Source organism: Citrifermentans bemidjiense Bem (genome assembly GCF_000020725.1).
In the GTDB taxonomy this organism is placed as follows: domain Bacteria; phylum Desulfobacterota; class Desulfuromonadia; order Geobacterales; family Geobacteraceae; genus Geomonas; species Geomonas bemidjiensis.
In genome coordinates this window covers 4125745-4145717 of record NC_011146.1, presented here as the reverse complement: position 1 = coordinate 4145717, position 19973 = coordinate 4125745, and the positions used below count along the sequence as shown (strand labels likewise).

The 19973-nt window shown below is 62.8% G+C and carries 16 protein-coding genes; 7 read left to right on the top strand and 9 right to left on the bottom strand.

Going from position 1 to position 19973, the window contains the following annotated elements; genetic code table 11:
- The first annotated feature begins 253 nt into the window (after positions 1-253).
- The 5 genes from GBEM_RS18095 to GBEM_RS18075 all read left to right on the top strand — a co-directional run bounded on the left by GBEM_RS18095 (position 254) and on the right by GBEM_RS18075 (position 4271).
- On the top strand, positions 254-1165 hold the full coding sequence (locus GBEM_RS18095; RefSeq protein WP_012532053.1) for a metal ABC transporter solute-binding protein, Zn/Mn family: 912 nt from the start codon (positions 254-256) through the stop codon (positions 1163-1165).
- A 19-nt stretch (positions 1166-1184) separates the two neighbouring features.
- Entirely contained in the window at positions 1185-1691 is a 507-nt protein-coding gene (locus tag GBEM_RS18090; RefSeq protein ID WP_012532052.1) for a hypothetical protein, read from the top strand.
- The gene (locus GBEM_RS18085; protein WP_012532051.1) at positions 1678-2445 is read left to right on the top strand and encodes a metal ABC transporter ATP-binding protein; all 768 of its coding nucleotides are present in this window, start codon (positions 1678-1680) and stop codon (positions 2443-2445) included. The genes GBEM_RS18090 and GBEM_RS18085 overlap by 14 nt, the downstream gene beginning before the upstream one ends.
- Positions 2442-3767 carry a metal ABC transporter permease gene (locus GBEM_RS18080; protein WP_012532050.1) on the top strand — a complete coding sequence of 442 codons (1326 nt, stop codon included), beginning with the start codon at positions 2442-2444 and terminating at the stop codon, positions 3765-3767. Before GBEM_RS18085 ends, GBEM_RS18080 begins: the two co-directional genes overlap by 4 nt.
- Before the next feature lie 105 nt (positions 3768-3872).
- Complete coding sequence (locus tag GBEM_RS18075) at positions 3873-4271, top strand: endonuclease domain-containing protein (protein ID WP_012532049.1); 399 nt, start codon at positions 3873-3875, stop codon at positions 4269-4271.
- A gap of 166 nt (positions 4272-4437) precedes the next feature.
- Here the strand turns inward: GBEM_RS18075 and GBEM_RS18070 are convergent, their stop codons facing one another.
- The 9 genes from GBEM_RS18070 to GBEM_RS18030 all read right to left on the bottom strand — a co-directional run bounded on the left by GBEM_RS18070 (position 4438) and on the right by GBEM_RS18030 (position 17769).
- Positions 4438-4737, bottom strand: a complete 300-nt coding sequence (locus tag GBEM_RS18070) for a phosphatase PAP2 family protein (RefSeq protein WP_012532048.1) — start codon at positions 4735-4737, stop codon at positions 4438-4440.
- Positions 4738-6639, bottom strand: a complete 1902-nt coding sequence (locus GBEM_RS18065) for an LTA synthase family protein (protein ID WP_012532047.1) — start codon at positions 6637-6639, stop codon at positions 4738-4740.
- Positions 6640-6762: 123 nt separating this feature from the next.
- Positions 6763-9300: a PAS domain S-box protein gene (locus GBEM_RS18060; RefSeq protein WP_012532046.1), complete on the bottom strand. Its 2538-nt coding sequence runs from the start codon at positions 9298-9300 to the stop codon at positions 6763-6765.
- 108 nt (positions 9301-9408) lie between these two features.
- Positions 9409-10878 carry a heavy metal sensor histidine kinase gene (locus GBEM_RS18055; protein WP_012532045.1) on the bottom strand — a complete coding sequence of 490 codons (1470 nt, stop codon included), beginning with the start codon at positions 10876-10878 and terminating at the stop codon, positions 9409-9411.
- The gene (locus tag GBEM_RS18050) at positions 10856-11530 is read right to left on the bottom strand and encodes a heavy metal response regulator transcription factor (protein ID WP_012532044.1); all 675 of its coding nucleotides are present in this window, start codon (positions 11528-11530) and stop codon (positions 10856-10858) included. Before GBEM_RS18050 ends, GBEM_RS18055 begins: the two co-directional genes overlap by 23 nt.
- Positions 11531-11743: 213 nt before the next feature.
- On the bottom strand, positions 11744-14194 hold the full coding sequence (locus tag GBEM_RS18045) for a methyl-accepting chemotaxis protein (protein WP_012532043.1): 2451 nt from the start codon (positions 14192-14194) through the stop codon (positions 11744-11746).
- Positions 14195-14318: 124 nt separating this feature from the next.
- Complete coding sequence (locus tag GBEM_RS18040; RefSeq protein ID WP_012532042.1) at positions 14319-15077, bottom strand: substrate-binding domain-containing protein; 759 nt, start codon at positions 15075-15077, stop codon at positions 14319-14321.
- A gap of 46 nt (positions 15078-15123) precedes the next feature.
- Positions 15124-15888, bottom strand: coding sequence for a substrate-binding domain-containing protein (locus tag GBEM_RS20495; protein ID WP_012532041.1), 765 nt, complete (start codon positions 15886-15888; stop codon positions 15124-15126).
- 258 nt (positions 15889-16146) lie between these two features.
- Positions 16147-17769, bottom strand: coding sequence for a methyl-accepting chemotaxis protein (locus tag GBEM_RS18030; protein ID WP_012532040.1), 1623 nt, complete (start codon positions 17767-17769; stop codon positions 16147-16149).
- A 365-nt stretch (positions 17770-18134) separates the two neighbouring features.
- On the opposite strand from GBEM_RS18030, the gene GBEM_RS18025 reads away from it, so the two are divergent.
- Both GBEM_RS18025 and GBEM_RS18020 read left to right on the top strand, forming a co-directional pair.
- Entirely contained in the window at positions 18135-18533 is a 399-nt protein-coding gene (locus tag GBEM_RS18025) for a hypothetical protein (protein ID WP_012532039.1), read from the top strand.
- A gap of 156 nt (positions 18534-18689) precedes the next feature.
- Complete coding sequence (locus tag GBEM_RS18020; protein WP_012532038.1) at positions 18690-19949, top strand: glycerate kinase type-2 family protein; 1260 nt, start codon at positions 18690-18692, stop codon at positions 19947-19949.
- The last annotated feature ends 24 nt before the right edge of the window (positions 19950-19973 follow it).

The window sequence follows — 19973 nt, the reverse complement described above, 5'->3', positions numbered from 1 at the left end:
CCAGATTGTGAGCCCGGTTGTGCATTGCCATACCCGGCTGCGTGTTGTACCTTTTTGGCTGCCGGTGTGACAGATATAGGAGCATTCCTGACAGACAGGGGTTACGATGACACAGAAGCTAAGAGAGAAGGTGGCGTTGGTGACTGGAGCGGCGCTGGATCATTTGGAATAGGGCGCGGGTTTGACATTTAATGAATGGATGTTTCAATGGGTATGCTTTTTTCGGCTGGACACCCTTGACAGGAGGATTCCCTTGCTGCGCCTAATCATCCCGCTACTCTTCATGCTCGTCTCCCTCCCTGCGGCTGCCTTCGGCGCGGGAAAGCCGGTCGTTGTCGCCTCGACCACCCAGATCGCGGACTTCGCGCGCCAGGTCGCCGGCGACCGCCTGACGGTCCGCAGCATCCTCGCGCCGGGCGCCGATCCGCACACCTACCAGCCGACCCCTGACGACGTGCAGGTGGTGCTGAGCGCAAGCCTCTGCCTGGAGAACGGCCTGCACCTGGAGGGTAAGAACTGGATGGGGGCGCTGGCCCGCGACGCGAGAAAGGAGCTGGTCACCGTCTCGCAGGGGGTGGCCCCGCTGCAGCTGGGCAAGGGGGGGCAGGTCGTTCCCGACCCGCACGCCTGGTTCTCCGTGCAAAACGCCGCCGTCTACGTCAACAACATCATCGAAGCTTTGGGGCGGCTCGACCCGGCGCATGCCGGTGAGTACCGCGCCCGGGGCACGCTCTACCTGCAGCAGTTGAGGGTTCTGGACGCCTGGATTAAGGAAGAGGTAGGACGCATCCCCCCCTCCCGCCGCATCCTCGTCACCACCCATGACGCCTTCAACTATTTCTGCCGCGATTACCGCTTCAACCCCAACAACCGTTACCAGAGCATAGCGCCGGTCGGGTGGTCCACCGGGGCCGAGGTGGGGGGAGGGATGACCCCCAAGCGGCACCAGCAGGTGGTTGAATCCATCCGCCAAGCGGGCGCCCGCGCCATCTTCGTCGAAACCACCATCAATCCCAAGCAGATCCGCGAGATTGCCCAGGAGACCGGCGTCGCCATCGGCGGCGAGCTCTATTCAGATTCCATGGGTAAGGCAGGCTCCGCCGGGGAGAGCTATTTAGGCATGATGCGGGAGAACGTCCTTTTGATGGTCCAGGCCCTCAAGTAGAGAAGGAGAAGGAAGCGACATGAGGTTTTTATTGGTGGCGACAATCTGGCTGGTGCTGATCGGGGGGCTTTCCCTGTACAGCTACGAGCGCGACCGGCATAAGCCCCCTGTGGCAGCCGCGGAGAAACTGACCGAGGCGCCGGCTAAGGCCTACACCCTGGAGTTGACGCCAAGCTTCGCCACGGCAGCCGACCCCTTCGCCCTCAAGGGTGAAGCGAGCGCGAAGGCGACGCTTTTGGTGCGGGTGGCGGACCGGGAGATCTACCAAAGCGAGCGCCCCCTCCCCGCCGGGGTCGCCAAATCCCTTACGCCGGTGCCGGGGCTGGTGCTGGGCCATAACGAGATCTATGTCAGGGCCATCCCCCCGCAGGGCGAGACGCGGGACCATGCGCTGCGGGTGAGGCTCTTGCAAGGGGGGCGGGTGATCGCCGACCAGACGCTCTGGGGGGAGAAGGGAGCGGTGGTGGCGGGCTCGGTCCCGTTCGATCTTACTGCTGCCGGGGAGGGGAGTCATGAACAACGGTAAAGGGATTCCCGCCATCGAGGTGCGCCACCTGACCGTCTCTTACGGCGCGCGCCCAGCGCTTCTCGACGTGTCGGTCAGGATCGAAAAGGATCAACTGGTAGGTGTGATCGGCCCCAACGGATCGGGGAAGTCCACGCTGATCAAGGCCATACTCGGTTTCGAGAAGCCGGACGTGGGGGAGATCCTCATCGGCGGCGAGGATGTGCAGAAGGCCAAGGGGAAGGTGGCCTACGTCCCGCAGCGCGGCGCCGTGGACTGGGATTTCCCCATCACCGTCCGGGAGGTGGCGCTCATGGGGCGCTACCAGCACGTCCCCTGGTACCGCTCCCCTTCCGCGGCGGACCGCGAGGCGGCACTGGAGGCGCTCTCCATGGTCCGCATGTCGGACTTCGCCGAGCGCCAGATAGGGCAGCTCTCGGGCGGGCAGCAGCAGCGGGTGTTCCTGGCGCGGGCGCTGGCGCAGGGTTCCGACATCCTGCTCCTGGACGAGCCTTTCGCCGGGGTGGACGCTGCCACCGAGCGGGCCATACTCGACGTCCTGGAACGGGCCAAGGCGGCCGGGAAGACCCTGGTCGTGGTGCACCACGATCTCGCCACCGCGGCCGAGTACTTCGACAACCTGGTTCTCTTGAAGCAGCGGCTCTACGCCTTCGGACCTCCCGCCGCCGTGTTGCAGGAGGAACTCTTGAGCCAGGTCTACGAGGGGCGCCTCAGGGTCTTCACCGACCTGATGGCCAAGGAGGGGGGGCGATGAATTTCCTCATCCATGCATTTTGGGCTCCGCTCACGGAGACCTATTTCCAGAAGGCCCTGATCGGCGGCTGCGCCGTGGCGCTCGTTTCGGGCGCGGTGGGGTCGCTGGTGGTGTTGAGGCGGATGGCCTTTCTGGGAGACGCCCTCTCCCACGCCATGATCGCCGGGGTGGCTGGTGGCTACCTCGCCATGAAGCTTCTCTTCGGGGTGGAGGCTTACGCGCCGGCCATGCTGCTCGGCTCGCTCATTGCCGCCATCATCACCGTCGCCCTGATCGGGGTGGTCTCCAAGGTCTCCCGGGTCAAGGAGGACACGGTCATCGGCATCATGTACACCGGCGTCTTCGCCCTGGGTGTCGTGGTGGTTTCCATCTTCCGGCAGTACATCCACATCGACCTGATGCACTTCATCATGGGGGACATCCTGGGGGTGGCCGACACCGACCTTTGGGCCAGCGCCATCGTCTCCGCCTCCGTCCTCACCATCCTGGTCCTCTTCTTCCGCCACTTCCAGTTGGCCAGTTTCGATCCCATCATGGCGGCTTCGACGGGGCTCCCCGTGCTCCTTTTGGACTACGCGCTGACCGGGTGCGTCTCCATGGTGGTGGTGAGCGCGGTGAGCATGGTGGGGGTGATCCTGGTGGTGGGGCTTTTGATCACGCCGGCTGCGACCGCCTACCTTTTGAGCGACCGGCTGGACAAGATGATGGCGCTGGCGTCGCTGTTCGGGGTGACCAGCGTGATCGGCGGGTTGTATCTCTGCGTCTGGCTGGACTCGGCGGGGGGCGGGGCGGTGATGCTCTTTTGCACCCTGCAGTTTCTCGCGGTGCTGGTGGTGGCGCCGCGCTATGGGCTTTTGGCCCGGTGGCGCCGGTTGCGCAACATGATCCCGCAGCAGGTGGTGGAGGACGTGCTGATCACGGTCCTGCGCCAGCAGAAGGAGACCCCGCTCAAGGTGCTGCAGCAGTTCGTGCAGGTGCCGCAGCCGGGGACCCTATGGAAGGCGGTGAAACAGATGGAGTCGGAGGGTTTGATCGAGGCCTTGCCGCAGGGGTACCGGCTGACGCAGGTGGGGGAGAAGCAGGCGGCTAACGTACTGCGCGCCCATCGCCTGTGGGAGAGTTATCTAGCTTCCATCGGGACCCCCGAGGAGGCGGTGCATCCGACCGCGCACCGGCTGGAGCACATCCACGGCGCCGGGATCGTCGATTACCTCGATCAGAAGCTGGGGCAGCCCGAGGTCGATCCCCACGGCCAGAAGATTCCGAGGCGCGGCAACGGCGCGAGGAAAGAGCCTGCCGGCAATGAGCCGGAGGAGCAGTAGGAACATGAAGGTTCTTCGAGGAATCAAGGGGAATTCTGCCCGTTAGCCGCTGCAGGTGAATTAAAGTTCCCCCCTTTGCGAAGGGGGGGGCAGGGGGGATTTGCCTTGGTCAGACCATACAACCACCAGTTGAAGGGGGCATCGCGCAAACTGCGCAAGCAGATGACAGATGCAGAGCAACTGCTGTGGTCTCATCTACGGGGCAGGCAACTCCTTGGAGTCCAGTTCAACCGGCAGAAACCGGTGGGGCCTTATGTAGTCGATTTCTTTGCTGCCGCAGCACTGCTGGTGATTGAGGTGGATGGCAGCCAGCACCTTCAGGAGGAGCATGGCAAACGTGATGTCGCGCGCGATCTGTTTCTTCAAGAACAGGGGTTGACGGTTCTTAGATTCGACAATCGACAGGTATTATTGGAAACGGCGGCGGTTCTGGAAGAGATATTTCGGATCTGCCAACAAAGAGCAAATCCCCCCTGTCCCCCCTTCGCAAAGGGGGGGACGTAAGTGCACGTGCTGTGGTTGGTAGGCAGCATTTTCCCATATTCACGGAATTCCCGGATGAACATTCGCAAAGGGGGGGACGCAGTAGCCTCGCCTAACCTTTGAGGGTCCCTCTCTGCCAGCTTCACTGACCTGCCCCAATCGAATCAATCCCTCGCCAGCACCCGCCTCATCGGTAGGTAAACCGCCAGCGCTGCGGCCTGAGCCTGTCGGAGATAAAGCTCGCCAGCCACCCCAATAGCGCTCCCGCGCCGATGCAGGTGATCAGGTCCCTTCCCCTCAGGTGTATCAGCTTCTCGGCCCACCAGGCGTCCTTCTGCGGCCATACCCCCTTGGCGAAATCGAAGTAGCGGTCGGAGAGCGTCAGGTCAACGTCGGTCAACTCGCACCACAGTGCCGCCGCCGCAAAAACCGCCAGCGGCAGGATCCGGTGCGTGAGCCGGAATTTCCGGTCCAGCTTCTGTGTCATCTAACGAAGCCGGTTCAGCCTGTGCTGGTACAGGTAGTCCCCTCCCTGGTAGTAGGCCAGCATGTCGCCTAAGAATTCTTCGCTTACCGCCTGCTTTTTCGCCTCGCCGCTTTTCCTGTCCACCTGGTACTGCGCAGCGTACTTCTGCGGGCCCAGCACCAAGAGCCGGTCCTCGGTCAGGTAGCCGAGCTTTTGGTAGGTCGAGATGAAGGCTCGCGGCTCCTGCCCGCTTTCCTTCAGGGCGTCGCGCCCCAGAAAATCGCTTTGATAGCTCATGTTCATCATCCCGAGCACCGTCGGGGCCACGTCGATCTGGCTCATCAGCTTCTCCACGCGCCCGGGATTCACGTGCGCCGGGGAGTAGACCAGCATCGGGATCTCGTACCTCTTGACCGGGATGTCGGTCTTCCCGGCGCTGCCGCCGCAATGGTCGGCGATGATGACGAAGACGGTGTCCTTGAACCATGGCTGGCTGCTCGCCTCTGCGATAAGCCTCCCGATGGCGTAGTCGGCGTACTTCACCCCTCCTTTTCTCCCGGTCTTCGGCGCGATGTCGATGCGCCCGGCAGGGTAGGTGAAGGGACGGTGGTTGGAGGTGGTCATCACCATGGAGAAGAAGGGCTTCTTAGCCGCGTACGACTTGCTCCCCTCCTTGATCACCTTCCGGAACAGGTCCTCGTCGCAGACCCCCCAGATGTTGGAGAAGGTCACCTCGTCCTTGGCGAAGTCGGCGCGGTCCACTATGGAGTAGCCGTTGCCGGAGAAAAAGGCGTTCATATTGTCGAAGTAGCCGTGCCCGGCGTAGATGTACTTCGACTCATACCCTTTGGCGTTCAGGATCTCACCCCAGGAACGGAAGCCGGAGTTGTTGGGGCGCTTCATGATCGAGGTGCCTGGCAGGGGAGGGATGGAAAGGGTGAGCGCCTCCAGCCCGCGCACGGTCCGGGTGCCGGTGGCGTAGAGGTTGGTGAATAAAAGCGACTGGGAGGCGAGCCGGTCCAGGTTCGGGGTGAGGTTGTCCTTGTTCCCGAAGCTCCCGAGGTACTCTGCGGAAAGGCTCTCCTCGACCACCACCACGAGGTTCAGATGCTGCTCTTTCCCCTCGCTACGGATGCTCCTGGTGAAACGCTCGGAGCTTGGGTTGACGAAGCTGTTGTTGCGCTCGGCCACCAGCGTCCTCAGCCTGCTGTTTACCTGGTCCTGCGGCTTGGTCCGGTAGAACCTGGTGAAGGAAAGCTCGTTGTTGACGAAGGCGGCGAAGAGGTTGTAGATGCCGTTGCCCGCCAGCTCGTTGGCGAAGTTGTTGTAGGAGATGGAGGAGTAAGAGACGTGCACCAGGGAGTAGGAGAGTAGCGCCGGCAGCACCAAAAGCGCGCCGATGCGGCGGTACGGTCCGGTAAAGGTGACGTTGATCCCGCGGTCCAGGTACTTCCTAAGGAGCCAGGCTCCGGCTAGCGCCACGATGCCGATCCCCGAGAAGATGGGGGTGAGGGGATACGACTCGCGGATGTTGCCGATCACCTCCTGGGTGTAGACCAGGTAGTCCACGGCGATGAAGTTGAAGCGGGTCCCGAACTCGTCGAAGAAGAGGTACTCGGAGCAGGCGTCGAAGACCAGCACACCCAGGTAGACCGTGAAAAGCAGGCGCAAAAACCAGGCGTGGGAGCGGTGGGTGGCGACGCGGCGCGGGAGCAGGATCAGGTAGAGCGCTACCGGCAGCAGCGCGTAGGAAAGGGTGACCAGGTCGAAGAAGAACCCTGTGGCGGCGGCCTTCAAAAGCAAAACGGCGCCGAGCCCGGCCCCTTTGGGGGTCATGGCCAGGAGCATCAGTCTGATTGCGGTGGAGACGGCGAGAAACGTGATAGAGACGAGGGCGATGAGACCCGGTCGGCGCTGCGGCATGTTTGGTAACCTCGGATGGGTATTGCCCGTGGGCGACGATAAGATACAGGAGTAAGCGTTGCTGGAACATTGCACCGAGATGACAATTCTGTCATGCGGGAAGCTGGGTCGCTTCTCAGCGCGTCACGGCGTCTTCGCGTCCAGCACCTCGCGCACCTTTTCCGCCAGGTCCGGCAGCGAAAACGGCTTCGAGATGAAGTTGACCCCTTCCTCGAGCACGCCGTGGTGGGCGATGACGTTGGCCGTGTATCCCGACATGAACAGGACCTTCAGTCGGGGAGAGATGGCGAGGAGGCTGCGCGCCAGTTCCCTGCCGTTCATCTCGGGCATCACCACGTCGGTCATCACCAGGTCGATCTCGTCTGCGTGGGCGCGGGCGAGTTCCAGGGCCTCGCGGGGGAGTCCCGCTGCCAGCACCCGGTACCCCTGCAGCTGCAACAGGGAAATCGTCACCTCCCGGATGCTAGGCTCGTCCTCCACCAGCAGGATAGTCTCGTGGCCGCGGGAAACCGGCTGCTCCGCAGGCTCCGGCAACGTCTCGGCCTTTGCCGCATCGTGGCGGGGAAGGTAGATCTTGAAGGTGGTTCCCGCGCAGGGCTCGCTGTAGGTGTTTATGAAGCCGTTGTTCTGCTTGACGATGCCGTACAGGGTGGCGAGACCTAGCCCCGTTCCCTTCCCCAGCTTTTTCGTGGTGAAGAAAGGCTCGAAGATGTGCGCCATCATCTCCTTATCCATGCCGCAGCCGTCGTCGCTCACCGTCAACTGCACGTACTCGCCGGGAACGAACCCGAAGCGGGCGGCGCAGTATTCCTGGTCGAGCCTTGCGTTTCCAGTCTCTATGATGATCCTGCCGACATCGTCAATGGCGTCGCGGGCGTTGACGCAGAGGTTGGCGAGGATCTGATCCAACTGGGTCGGGTCCATCTTGACCCGCCAAAGCTCCCGCGCCGGGCGCCACACCACCTCGATATTTTCGCCCACCAGCCGTTTCAGCATGCTCAGCATCTGCTCCACCGTCTGGTTCAGGTCCAGCATTACGGGGGCGATGGTCTGCTTCCTGGCGAAACCAAGCAGCTGTTGCGTCAGCGCGGCGGACTTCTCGGCCGCCTGCCTGATCCCTTCGAGCCGGCCGCGGACCGGGTCGCCGGGGTCGAGTTCCCCCATCCCCAGTTGCGCCAGCCCCAGTATCACGGTGAGAAGGTTGTTGAAATCGTGCGCCACGCCGCCTGCCAGACGTCCCACCGATTCCAGCTTTTGCGCCTGCTGCAGCTGGGATTCCAGCCGGACCTTCTCCGCCTCGGCGAGCTTCAGTTCCGTCACGTCGGAGACGAGGACATAGAACCCCCTGGTAACGCCCCCTATCTTGTCCGGGATGTAATGCGCCCAGGTGTAGCCCTTCTCTCCCCCCGGCTTCACCAGGGTCCTTTCGAAGTGCTGCGGCTCGCCCGCCAGGGCTTTCCGGACGTACTGCTCGTTTTCCGCGAAGAGTTTTTCCCCCAGCAGTTCCGGCAGGGTGATCCCGATCATCTGCTCTGGGCTTTTGCCGAACCACTCCTGGTAGGCCTTGTTGGCGAAGCTGCAGCGCAGGTCGTTGTCCCAGTAGGCCACCATGCCGGGGAGCTGGTCGGTGAGCATCCGCAGGAAGCGCTCGTTGGCGGAGAGCGCCTCCTCGGTCAATTTTCTCTGGGTGATGTCCTCGGTGAAGATGACGATCCCCCCGACTCGGTCCACCGCCTCGTACCAGGGGCGGATTTCCCAGCGCACCCACTGCACGGTGCCGTCGGCGCGCACGAACCGGTCCGCCTCCTCCCCGAGGACCTCCCCCGCAAGGCCACGCCGGTGCAACTCCTTCCAGCGCTCGGTAATCTCGGGGAAGACGTCGTAGTGCGACAGCCCGATCAGGTTGCGGTCGCCCAGCCCGTACATGCTCTGCCAGCGGCGGCTCACCTGCATATAGCGCATCTTGCGGTCGAACATGGCCAGGGAGGCCGGCGCGTACTCGAAGAAGAAACGCAGGTGGGCGTTTTTCTCCTTGAGGGCGTCCTCCTGCCTCTTGCGTTCGGTCACGTCCCTGACCACGGCGATGATGGCGAGCTTCCCCCGGGCAGTAGTCCTCCTGAGCGACACCTCGGCCCAGAACTGCTCGCCGTTTTTCCTTTTGGCGAGCCATTGGAATACCTGCGGCCCCTCATCGGCCGCCTTGCGCACCTTGGCGACCGCCTCGGACTGGGAATAGGGGGCGCTCCCCGCGGAAAACAGGCCGATGTCGCCGGCTAGCGCCTCTTCCCGCGTATAGCCGTACATCTCCAGTACCTGCTGGTTCACGTCGAGGATGCGGCCGCTGTCGATGTCGTGGAGGAAGATGGCTTCGTTGGTGGCGTTGAAGATGGTCCGGTAGTTGTCCAGGATCTCGAGCCTTTCGCGCTCGGCGGCGCCGAGCCTGTCGAGATAGCGGCTGATCAGGAAATAGAGCAGCGCAGCGGTGCAGAGTATGAAGAGGAAGCCTTTGGCGACGGCGATCCGGAGCAGCAGGGCGCGGTCTTCGAACATCCAGTCCAGGACGTGGTCGGACCCGTAGATCCAGGCCAGGCCGAAGATGGCGTAGATGCCGACGATCCTCGCCGTCTCGACTCTTCTTTGGTTGGCGTCACCCTGTTTCATGCTGCTCCTGTGGCGGCGGTCTTATTGCTTAGCTTCAAGTGGGCCATGCTAGCCAAATTGCGGGGAAAAGTCTCGTGAAAAAGATGTATGGCGCCGGCTGCCGGTGCTTCACCCCCCCCCCGTCCCCCTCCCGTCAAGGGAGGGGGGGACTTGTTCTGCAACTGCACCCGGCGGGGGAGGTGCAAAACTGAGGGTGACGGTGGTCCCTATCCCGGGAGCGCTGGCGACAGAGACGCTGCCGCCATGCAGGGTCATGATGGAACGGACGATGGCGAGCCCGAGACCGCTCCCCTGGTTGTACACCAGGCGGGCCTGCGGCGAGCGGTAGAAGCGATCGAAGACGCGCGGCAGCTCCGCTTCGTCCACCCCCATGCCGTTGTCGGCGACGGAGATGGCGACCGAGCCGTCCTCCTTATGGTCGATCTTCAGGGAGATGCGCCCGGACTTCGGGGTGTAGTGCAGCGCGTTCGAGATGAGGTTCCCCACGGCGCGTTGGAACAGGTTGGGGTCTACGCAGATGTCGCCGCTCCCCTCCACCGAGATGGAAGTCTGCTGCTCCTCCGCAACGTTGCTGTAGTACTCCGCCAGCGTTTCCAAGGCCTGCCTCGCGTCGATCAGGCGCTTTTCGTGGGCGCGGTCCGGCCGGGCCAGGAACAGGATGTCCCCCACCATGCGGGCCAGCCGCTCGTACTCCTCGATGCTCGACTCGATGATGCGACGGTATTCCTCTTCGGAGCGTGCCCGGGACAGCGCGACCTCGGCTTCGCCGCGCAGGTTGTTGATCGGCGTGCGCAGCTCGTGGGCCAGGTTTGCTGAAAACTCCGACAGCCGTGCGAAGGATTCCTCCAGCCGGGCCAGCATGGCGTCGAGAGCCGCGGTCAACTGGTCCAGCTCGTTAGGCCAGCTCGTCGTCGTCCCGACCCGTTGGTGCAGGTCGGCCTCGGTGATCCGGGCCACCTTTGCCGCCATCTCCTGCAGCGGCCTCAAGCCCCGGCGGGCGATGAGGACCCCGAGCCCCGCAGCGAGCAGCAGCCCTATGGCCACCGCGGCCACGGTACGCAGCAGGTACTTGGAAATCAGGGCGTCTTCATTGGTTATGTCCAGCGCCACCTGCAACAGCCGGAAGTGCGGATCGCCCTCCTTCCCGGCCCAGGCAGCGTTCAGGAGGTAGCGCCTGTGATTGGACGCGCGGTACTTGGCGCTGCGGCCGATGTTTTCCTGCGCGGTCACCGCCGGCGGGAAAAGCCCCACCGCCAACTCCGACATCTGCGGCGACTCCAGCAGGGTGCGCCCCTCCGCGTCCTGGATCCGAACCAGGTGCCGCACGGGCTGCCCCGGCCTGTCGATCGGTATCTGGTCCCTCAGCGCGTCCGGGTGCCGGGCCACGATGTCGCGCAGCGAGTTGATCCTTTCCAGCACGAAATCGTTGTCCTCGTAGTTGAGGTCCTTGGAGAGCGCCTTGAACTGGAACCAGTTGGTGCAAAGGAGTATCAAAAGGGTGCTGATCAGGTAGAAGGCGACCAGGCGCGCGGTGATGGAGGTGGAGCGGCGGGGTTCAGGCGGTCTCGTCGAGGACATAGCCTACTCCCCTGATGGTTTGGATGAGTTTGACCGGGAAGGGGTCGTCGACCTTCTTCCTGAGCCTTCTGATCGCCACGTCCACCACGTTGGTGTCGGTGTCGAAGTTGATGCCCCAGATCTGCTCGGAGATGGTGGTGCGGCTCAAGACCTCGCCGCGCCGGTGCAGCATCAGGGCGAGGAGCTGGAATTCCTTGACGGTGAGGTCGAGCGAGCGGCCGCCGCGCCGGGCCTTGTGCCGGATCAGGTCCAGCTCCAGGTCGGCCAGCTTCATGGACTCGGACTGCTGCAGCGGGTAGCGGCGCAGTATGATGCGGATGCGGGCCAGAAGCTCGGAGAAGGCGTAGGGTTTCACCAGGTAGTCGTCGGCCCCAAGCTCCAGGCCGTGCACCCGGTCGTGCACCTCGTCGCGCGCCGACAGGAAGATGACCGGGACGTCGTTTCCCGCGGCGCGCAGTTCCTTGATGATGGACCATCCGCCGCGTATCGGGAGCATAACGTCGAGGATGATCAGGCTGTACACCTCGGTCAGGGCCAGGTGCAGCCCGTCCTCGCCGTCGTTGGCTATGTCCACGCTGAAGCCGTTTTCGCTGAGCCCCTTCTTGAGATAGTTGGCGGCCTTTTGTTCGTCCTCGACGATCAGGATGCGCATGTGTTCCTTAAACTGCGTTGGCGTTTTGTGCGGGAGGGCTGCGGCTGGGGCGCGCAGCTTCTCATGAAACGGCACGTCCCGCAGTATAACGTATCGATGCGACAAGTGCGAAGCTAAAAAAAACGCTGGCCACGGAAGAGGTCGGAGAAAGAGGAATTCTCTGGTTCCCAAGCTCCGGCTTGGGAACCCAATGCGCGTAAAGCTCCAGCTTTGCTACACCTTGAACCACCCCACCATGCCGTTTAGTTCGGTGGCCAGGTGGGAGAGGCTCCCCGACGAGTTCTTGATGTCGGCGAAGGAGCTGCGCAGCTCCCCGGCTATGTTTTGGATGCCGTCCATGTTGTGGGAAACCTCCTCGCTGGTCGAGGACTGTTCCTCCGCAGCCACCGCTATGCGCTGGACCATGTCGGCCACCTGTTCCACGAAGGTGACGATCTCGCCGATGGCGGCCGTGGTCTGCTGCACCTGCTCCTGCACCCTTTGCACCGAGTCCCGTTCGGCGTACATGAAGTCGACCGAGGACTTGACGCTCCCCTGCATGTTCTTCACCGTCTGCGAGATATCGGAGGTCGCGGTCGCGGTCCGCTCGGCCAGTTCCCGCACGTTGTCGGCGACGACTGCGAAGCCCCGCCCCTGTTCCCCGGCGCGCGCCGCCTCGATTGCCGCGTTTAGCGCCAGCAGGTTGGTCTGGTTGGCGATGTCGTTGATCAGCGTCACCACGTCGCTTATCTCCTCCGACTGCTTCCCCAACGATTCCACCTTCCCGGCCGCCTCCTTCACCGACTCGGCGAACTGATCGAGCTCGTTTGCGGTGACCTGCATGGCGCTGCGGCCCCGCTCGGCTATGGCCTTCATCTGCGCCGCGGCGTCGGAGGTGTCGGTGGAGTTTCTCGCCACCTCGATGGTGGTCTGGGTCATCTCGGTCATGGCCGTCGCCGAATGGTCGATGCGGGTAGTCTGCTCTTCGGCCCCCCGCTCGAGAGCGACCGCTGTGGCGGAGAGTTCCTCGGAGCTACTGGCGAGGCTCTCGGTGGCGCCCTTGATCTTCCCTACCATCCCCCTGAGGTTGTCCACCATCTCGGCCATGGCGAGCTGGACCTTCCCAACCTCGTCTTTGTTGGTGGTGTCGATCTTCACCGCCAAATCCCCCTTCGCCACCGCCTGCGAGACGCCCAGAAGCTGCGCCAGCGGCTTGGATATCGAGCGGTAGACCCAGCTGCCGAAGATCATGCCGAACAGGGCCGCGCCGATGCTGATGGCGCCGACCAGGAGCGTCGTGAAGCGGACCATCTTGTTGACGGTGGCGATAGCCTTCTCCTGGTTCACCTGCGCGACGCTCACGGTCTGCTTCCCGCTCTCTGCCTGCTTGAGGACGATCTCCCTCAGTTTCCCTTTGGCCGTTGCCGCCTGGTTCTCCATCTCCAGGCGGTTGCGGAGCTTGGCGATCACCCCGTCCTTCAGGGTGAGGAGTCCGCGGATCGATTCCAGGGCGCCGCCGGCCTGCTTGAGGATCGCGGCCTCCCGGCTGGCGTTCAGCTTGGCGAGGGATTTGGCGAGCATCGCGTCGGTCTGGCCGATGCGGGCGAAGATGCCGGAGAGCTCCGCCTGGATTGCGTCCACCTCCTGCACGCTCGCCGCAGTGAAGAGCTTCGCGACCAGGCCGTCGACCTTGAGCCCCAGTGAAAGCAGCTCCGAGTTCCCCGCCATGACGTAGGTGGCCAGGTTGGAGTTGCCGAAGTAGGTGCTCTGCTTGCGGGTTTCGGCCGAGAGCGTATCCGAGGCCATGGCGGATTCCTGCTCCAGGGCAAGGTTGATGGTACTGAGCATGTGGACGATCTCGCCAAAGAGCTGGTCCCGCGCCGAAGTATCCGTCGCCCCGGGCTCCAGTGCGGCGTTTTGCAGCTTGATGAACGGCGGTATCTTGCTCCCCAGAAGCTTCAGCTCCGAGGAGATGGAGTTCGAATCTTTAGCGGCCTGGTTTTGCAGCGCCTTGTTCATGGCCGAGTTGCACTTTGCCTGCGTGATCAGGACCCCCTTCTTACTCTGCGCTTTGCTGATCTCCAAAAGCCCGAGCTGGAAATCCTTCATGGTCAGCTTCAGGGCGTCGATGTTGCCGGCGCGGTCCGAGACGTTCTTGGTGGCGCCCACGGACTTGCTGTACGAGGTGGAGCTGGTCGACTGCAGCCCCTTGACCTTGCCGTCGAGTTCCTTCAGCCGCGCGGTCGTTTCCCGCATCCGCTCAGTGATGGTCTTCTGGGCGGCCGCGGCGTCTTCCCCGGCGCGCAGCCTCCCCTCGGTGACCTTGTAGAGTTCGGTGGCGATGCCGCTCAGTGCCTCGTACCCCTCGATCTTGACGCTCCCGGAGAGCGTCTGCAGCGCCGCCTGGCCGCTTTGCACCTGAGAGAGCGACTTGTCCGCCTCGGATTTGGCTGCCAGGAACTCGCCGCGGTTGCGGGAGGCGCTCACCTTGATGAGGTCCGCCGTCGCCTCCTGGATCCCGCGCTGGAACTCGACCGTCCTCATCTGGAAGGGGGTGCTGCGCTGGGTGAGATCCTGGAGCCGGCTGTTGACGAAACCCATGCCGACGATGCTGGTGACGGCGACGCCCGCCACGATCAGGATGACTATGATCACGTTCAAGGTGAGCTTGGTCTTGATGGTCATCTTGCTACTCCGTACTGCTGGCAATGTTTGCCTTTGGTGGATGGGGTCCCAGGGCCTTCCCCCGCACCGGAAGGGGAAGGCTCTGACGCGACGGGTACGGTGGAATTTGTGCGGTTCTCCGGCTTTACTGCTTGATGAACTTCTGCCCCTCGCCCTTGATGAAGGAGATCAGCTTCTGGACCTTCGGGGTGGGTGCCCCCTTGGTGATCAGTATCACCGGGCGCGCCACGTCGGGGGTCTGCACGGTCTTGATGCTGGCGTCCAGCATGGTGACCGGGCCGAAGGCTATCGCCTCGGGATTGGCTGCCACCTTCTCGCGCACGTCCTCGAAGCGTCCCGCATCCACGATGTCGGCGGCGAAGGGGGCGTCGGCCAGGGCGATCTTCTTGTAAGCTGCGTTGGTGGCGGGGTTGATGGAGGATAGGACGATCAGGATCGGGGCGTCGTTGCCGCCGACTTCCTTCCAGTTGGCGATCTTCCCGGTGAAGATCCCCTTGAGCTGGTCGAAGGAGAGGCTCTTCACGGGGTTGTCCTTGTGGCTCACCGTGTAGATCTTGCTGGCGCCGATAGCGGTGGCGACATAGGCGGCCGGGTCGGCGACTTCGATGTTCTCCTTCTTCGCCGTCTTCAGGAGGTCCTCGAAGGCGAGTCCCGCGGCCGAGACGTCCAGATCCCCTGTGGAGAGCTGTTTGAAGGCGGCGGTGGCCGAACTGAAGTTGAGGTTCAGCTTGATGCCGGAACTTTTCTCGAACGCCTCTTTTACCGGTTTCAGGTAGCCGTCCATGGGGGCTCCGCCGCCGCCGGCCTTGATCTCCTCCCCGAATGCGGCGCTTGTGAAAATGGTGCATGCAGCGACAGCCAGACAGATGATGCCTTTTCTCATTGTGCCCTCCTGGTTTAGCTGGTTACCGGTAATGGATCGGGGAACGTTACTCCTTGATGAACTTGCGTCCGTCCCCTTTGATGTAATCGATGAGTTTCTGCACCTTGGAGCTGGGTTTCCCTTTGGTCAGCAGCGTGATGTCCCGCGCCAGCTCGGGGGTCTCGATCGCCTTGACCGAAGCGTCCACGAGCGACAGCGGACCGAAGCCGATGGCAGTGGGGTTGGAGGCCACGTTCAGGCGCACGTCCTCAGCCGTGGTCGCGTCGATCACGTCCTTCGCGACCTCCTTTCCCGGCAGGAACTTTTTGAAGAACCTGCTGTTGGTCCCCGGCGTCAATTTGCCGATCACGAGCAGTATGGGGGTGTCCTCCCCGCCGACCTCCTTCCAGGAGGAGATGTCGCCGCTGAAGATCCCCTTGAGCTGATCCGCGCTCAGGATGCCGACCTTGTTCTCCTTGTTCACGATGACCCGTACCTTGTCCTTGCCGATGAGAACCGGGGTGTAGGCTGCCGGATCCTTGACCTCGGCCCCTTCCTTTGTCATCAAGGCCTGCCATTGCGGATAATCGAGACCGGCGGCAGCCGCGTCGATTTCTCCCTTTTGCAGGTCCAGGAAAGCGTTCTTGGGACCAGAGGCGACGATGTAGAGCTTGATACCGGTCGCTGACTCGAAGCCGGAGCGGACCGGTTTCAGGATATTCTCGGTAGGGGCGCCGCCTGCTCCTATCTTCAATTCTTCGGCGGGAGCCTGCGTGGCGAAACTGGCAAGGAACGAACCTACGGCTAACAGCAGCATGCTAATCTTTCTCATTACGCCTCCTCTTACTGGCAGAGTTTTTTTGACACATTGAACTAGCGGGACAGCTGATACCGTTATCGTTATCGTCACTGGCATAGAATTACTTTAAGTTATTTAAAGCGGCGCAACGCTTTCGTCAGTGAGAGTGGCTGTAAGGGGGCTTGAGGAATAAAAAAAGAGCCGGGTAGAAAACCCGGCTCCTTGGTGAGGGGGACTGGCTCCGCAAGGTGCCTGTCCCCCTGTCTTTCGATGCGGACGCCTTTCCGCGGTTCAGATGCGGAACTGCCTGACCAGCCGCTGCAGTTCGTCGGCGTTGTTGCTGAGCCTTGCCGCCGCTTGCGCCGACTCGTGCGCCCCCTGCGAAGTCTGCTGCACCACCTCGGTTATCTGCACCATGTTGCTGGAGATCTCGCTGGTGGTTGCGGTCTGTTCCTCGGCGGCGGTAGCCACCTGGTGGATCTGCATCGCCACGTCGTTTATCTGCTCCAGGATCTCCTGCAGCGCCTTTCCCGACTTGGCCGCTTCCGCGGTCCCGGCCTTCACCTGTTCCACCCCTTCTTCCATGGCGATCACCGCACCCTTGGTCTGGTTCTGGATGGCCTTGATCATCTCGCCGATTTCCCTGGTGGCCCTGGTGGTCCGCTCCGCCAGCGCCCGCACCTCGTCGGCGACCACGGCAAAACCGCGCCCCTGCTCCCCGGCGCGCGCGGCCTCGATGGCGGCGTTCAGCGCCAGGAGGTTCGTCTGGTCCGCGATGTCCTCTATGGTCCCGATGATGGCGCCGATCTGGTCGCTGCGCTCTCCCAGCGTCTCCACGGTCCTGGCCGTCTCCTGCACCTTCTCGGCTATCTGCCCCATCACGGCAACCGTCTTCTCCACCACGACGGCCCCGTTTTGCGCCGTCTGGGAAGCGCGCCTGGCCCCTTCCGCCGCATGCTGGCAGTTCTGGGCGATATCGCTCGAGGTGGCCGACATCTCCTCGCCTGCGGTGGCGACGGTACCGGCCTGGGAGGCGACCTCTTCCGCGCCGGTTGCTATCTGGTCGGAGGTTGAGTGCAACTGGTTGGAGGCCGCCGCCACCTGGTCCGAGGTGTCGGCGACCTTTGCCATGATGCCGCGCAGATTTGCGGCCATGGCCCGAAGGGTCGCCAGCAACTGCCCCGTCTCGTCCGTGGAATCGGCCTGGATATCCACCGTGAGGTCTCCGGCGCCGATGGAGTTCGCCTTGGAGACGGCGGTCCTAAGCGGGACCGTGATCGCCCTGGCGATGAACACGCCGCCGGCGACGGCGAGGAGCACCCCAGCCACGACCAGGATTATCATCAACAGGGAAGCCGCCCTGGCGACGTCAGAGTTATGTTCGGATGTCTTTTCCCCCTGGTCGGTCTTCGCCTGCATCAGGCGGTTCATCAAATCCTGCTGGAACAGCGCCGCCTTCTTCGCCTCGCCGTGCAACAGATGCATCGCCTCAGCCTTCTTTCCCGCGCCCGACAGCTCGAGCACCTTATCGGTTAGCTCCACGTACTTCTTGCGGGCCTGCTTGAAATCGTTGTAGTCCCGGCGTCCCTCCTCCGTGGATATGGTTTTCTCATAGGCCGCGGAAGAGCCGTCTATCTTGCCGCGCAAATCCTTAATGGTATCGAGTGCCGCCTTTGCGTCCTGTTCGTTTTCCGCTTCCACCGCGTCCCTGACGTTGATGCGGACCCGCTGGAAATTAGTGGACATGTTGGCCAGGTCCGCCAGCGGCACCGTGACGCCTTTGTACAACGTGGCGTCGTCCTTGGCGATGCGGTCTATCTTTATCACACCGACCGAACCGACTACTGTGCCGATCATGGCTATAGCTATGAAGGCGATTACCAATTTTGTTCCGATACTCAAGTTCTTGAACATTGCTTCCTCCATCGTTGTTGCTGGTGATATCTATATGGCGAGAGATGCGCGCATCGTCGCCGCGGTGAAGACCAATATGATCCTGTTTGTTTGTTATATCGGTATCGGTAGTTCGGTCGGTTACTTTACGCAATAGGGTATTTTTTAGTTTTAACGAGTCAGGTTGAATCGAAGTTCAGAAGAGTTTCTCGCTGACGCTGCCTGGGGCCATGGCCGAGAAAGCGCGGAACTACGCGCAAGGAAGAGGGGATCGTGCGGGATGGAAGGCTTTTGCATTGCTCTTTTTTTATGGCAGGATTTTAATCGCTGTGCCGGGGGGCCGGGCGCAGGCGCCGACACCATCTCCCCGAAGAGGAGGAAAAGCGATGCCACGTTCCATCTTCAGCTACATCCATCCTGCTGGATCCTTCGGGCTGCCTGAGTTTAAGGACAGCCGCTGCGCCCTTTGCGGCAACCTCGACATGGACTGCAGCTGCACCGAATGCGAACACCCGGTGGCCGTGGACGGTGGGGAGCAAAGGTGCGGGGTGAGGGGGTGCCTGGAGCATCTGCTCGACCGGGAGCTTTTGGCCCGCATCGAGATCCTGGACGCCCGGCTCGAGAACCTGAGGCAGGAGGCCGCCCGGCGCGAGACGCCGACCCTTCCCTGTCCCGAGTGCGGCGAAGTGCAGACGGTGACCATCTACAACAACGGCCCCTACCTCTGCCACGGGTACTTTTATGCGGGGGATAGGCACGGCTGGATCAGGAAGGGGCGGTATTGACAGCGATTGTTGTTTTTCCGGTTTAAGAAAAAGGGCTCACAGTGATAGACTGTAGCCCTTTTTCCATTCGATCTATTTAGCTGGACAAGGGGACTGGCTCCGCCAGGTGCCTGTCCCCCTTCTCCCTTCCCCGCCTGCAACTCAAAAGGAGTCTCCATGGAACCCCGCGCCCTGCTGCAGCAGATGTTCGAAGCCGCAGTCGCTTCGGCTCGTCCGCAAGAGTGCATCCCCAAGCATCTACCCGCACCGCCGGCGGGTAAAACTGTGGTGATCGGAGCGGGCAAGGCCTCCGCCGCCATGGCCCGCGCCTTCGAGGAAGCCTGGCAAGGGGAGATCGCGGCCGGCCTGGTGGTCACCCGCTACGGGTACGAGGTTCCCTGCCGCCGCATCGAGATCGTGTCGGCCGCCCACCCCGTCCCCGACCTGGCCGGTTGCGCAGCCGCCGCCCGCATGCTCGAACTGGTGCGGGGGCTAAAGCCCGAGGACCTCGTGATCTGTCTCATCTCCGGCGGCGGCTCCGCGCTGCTCCCGCTTCCCCTTCCGGGAGTGACCCTGGCGCAAAAACAGGAGTTGAGCCGCCAGCTCTTAAACTGCGGGGCGAGCATAAGCGAGATCAACTGCGTGCGCCGCCACCTCTCCGCCATCAAGGGGGGAAGGCTTGCAGCGGCCTGCCATCCCGCACGGGTAATCACCCTGGCCATCTCCGACGTCCCCGGCGACAGCCCGGCCGATATCGCCTCCGGGCCGACCGTCGCCGACGCCACCACCTGCGCCGATGCCCTAGCCATCGTCCGCCGCTATGGGATATCTCTTCCCGGCCATTTGCAGGAGATCCTTCTTTCGGGGGCTGGTGAATCGGTGAAGCCGGGGGACCCGAGGCTGCAGGAGGAGGATTACCGGCTGGTGGCGACGCCGCAAAGGGCATTGGAGGCTGCGGCCCAGGTGGCGGCCGGTCACGGCGTCGCGGCGCAGATACTGAGCGACCGGATCGAGGGGGAGGCGAGGGATGTGGGGAAGGTCATGGCGGGCGTCGCCTTGCAGGTTGCCCGGCGCAGCCAGCCCTTTGCCCCTCCTTGCGTCCTTCTTTCGGGCGGGGAGACCACTGTGACGGTGCGCGGCAGCGGCAGGGGAGGGCGCAACGTCGAGTTCCTGCTTTCAGTGGGTATAGCCTTGAACGGTGCGGACGGGATCCATGCCCTCGCAGCCGACACCGACGGGGTCGACGGCCGCGAGGAGATAGCTGGCGCGTATCTCTCGCCCGATTCCCTGCAAAGGGGGTGGCAATTGGGGATCAACCCGAAACTAAGCCTGGACGACAACGACGGGCACGGGTTCTTCCAGGCGCTGGGGGACTCCCTGGTCACCGGCCCGACCTTCACCAACGTCAACGATTTCCGCGCCGTTCTCATAATCTGACTAGCAAGGTGTAGTCGCGGAATC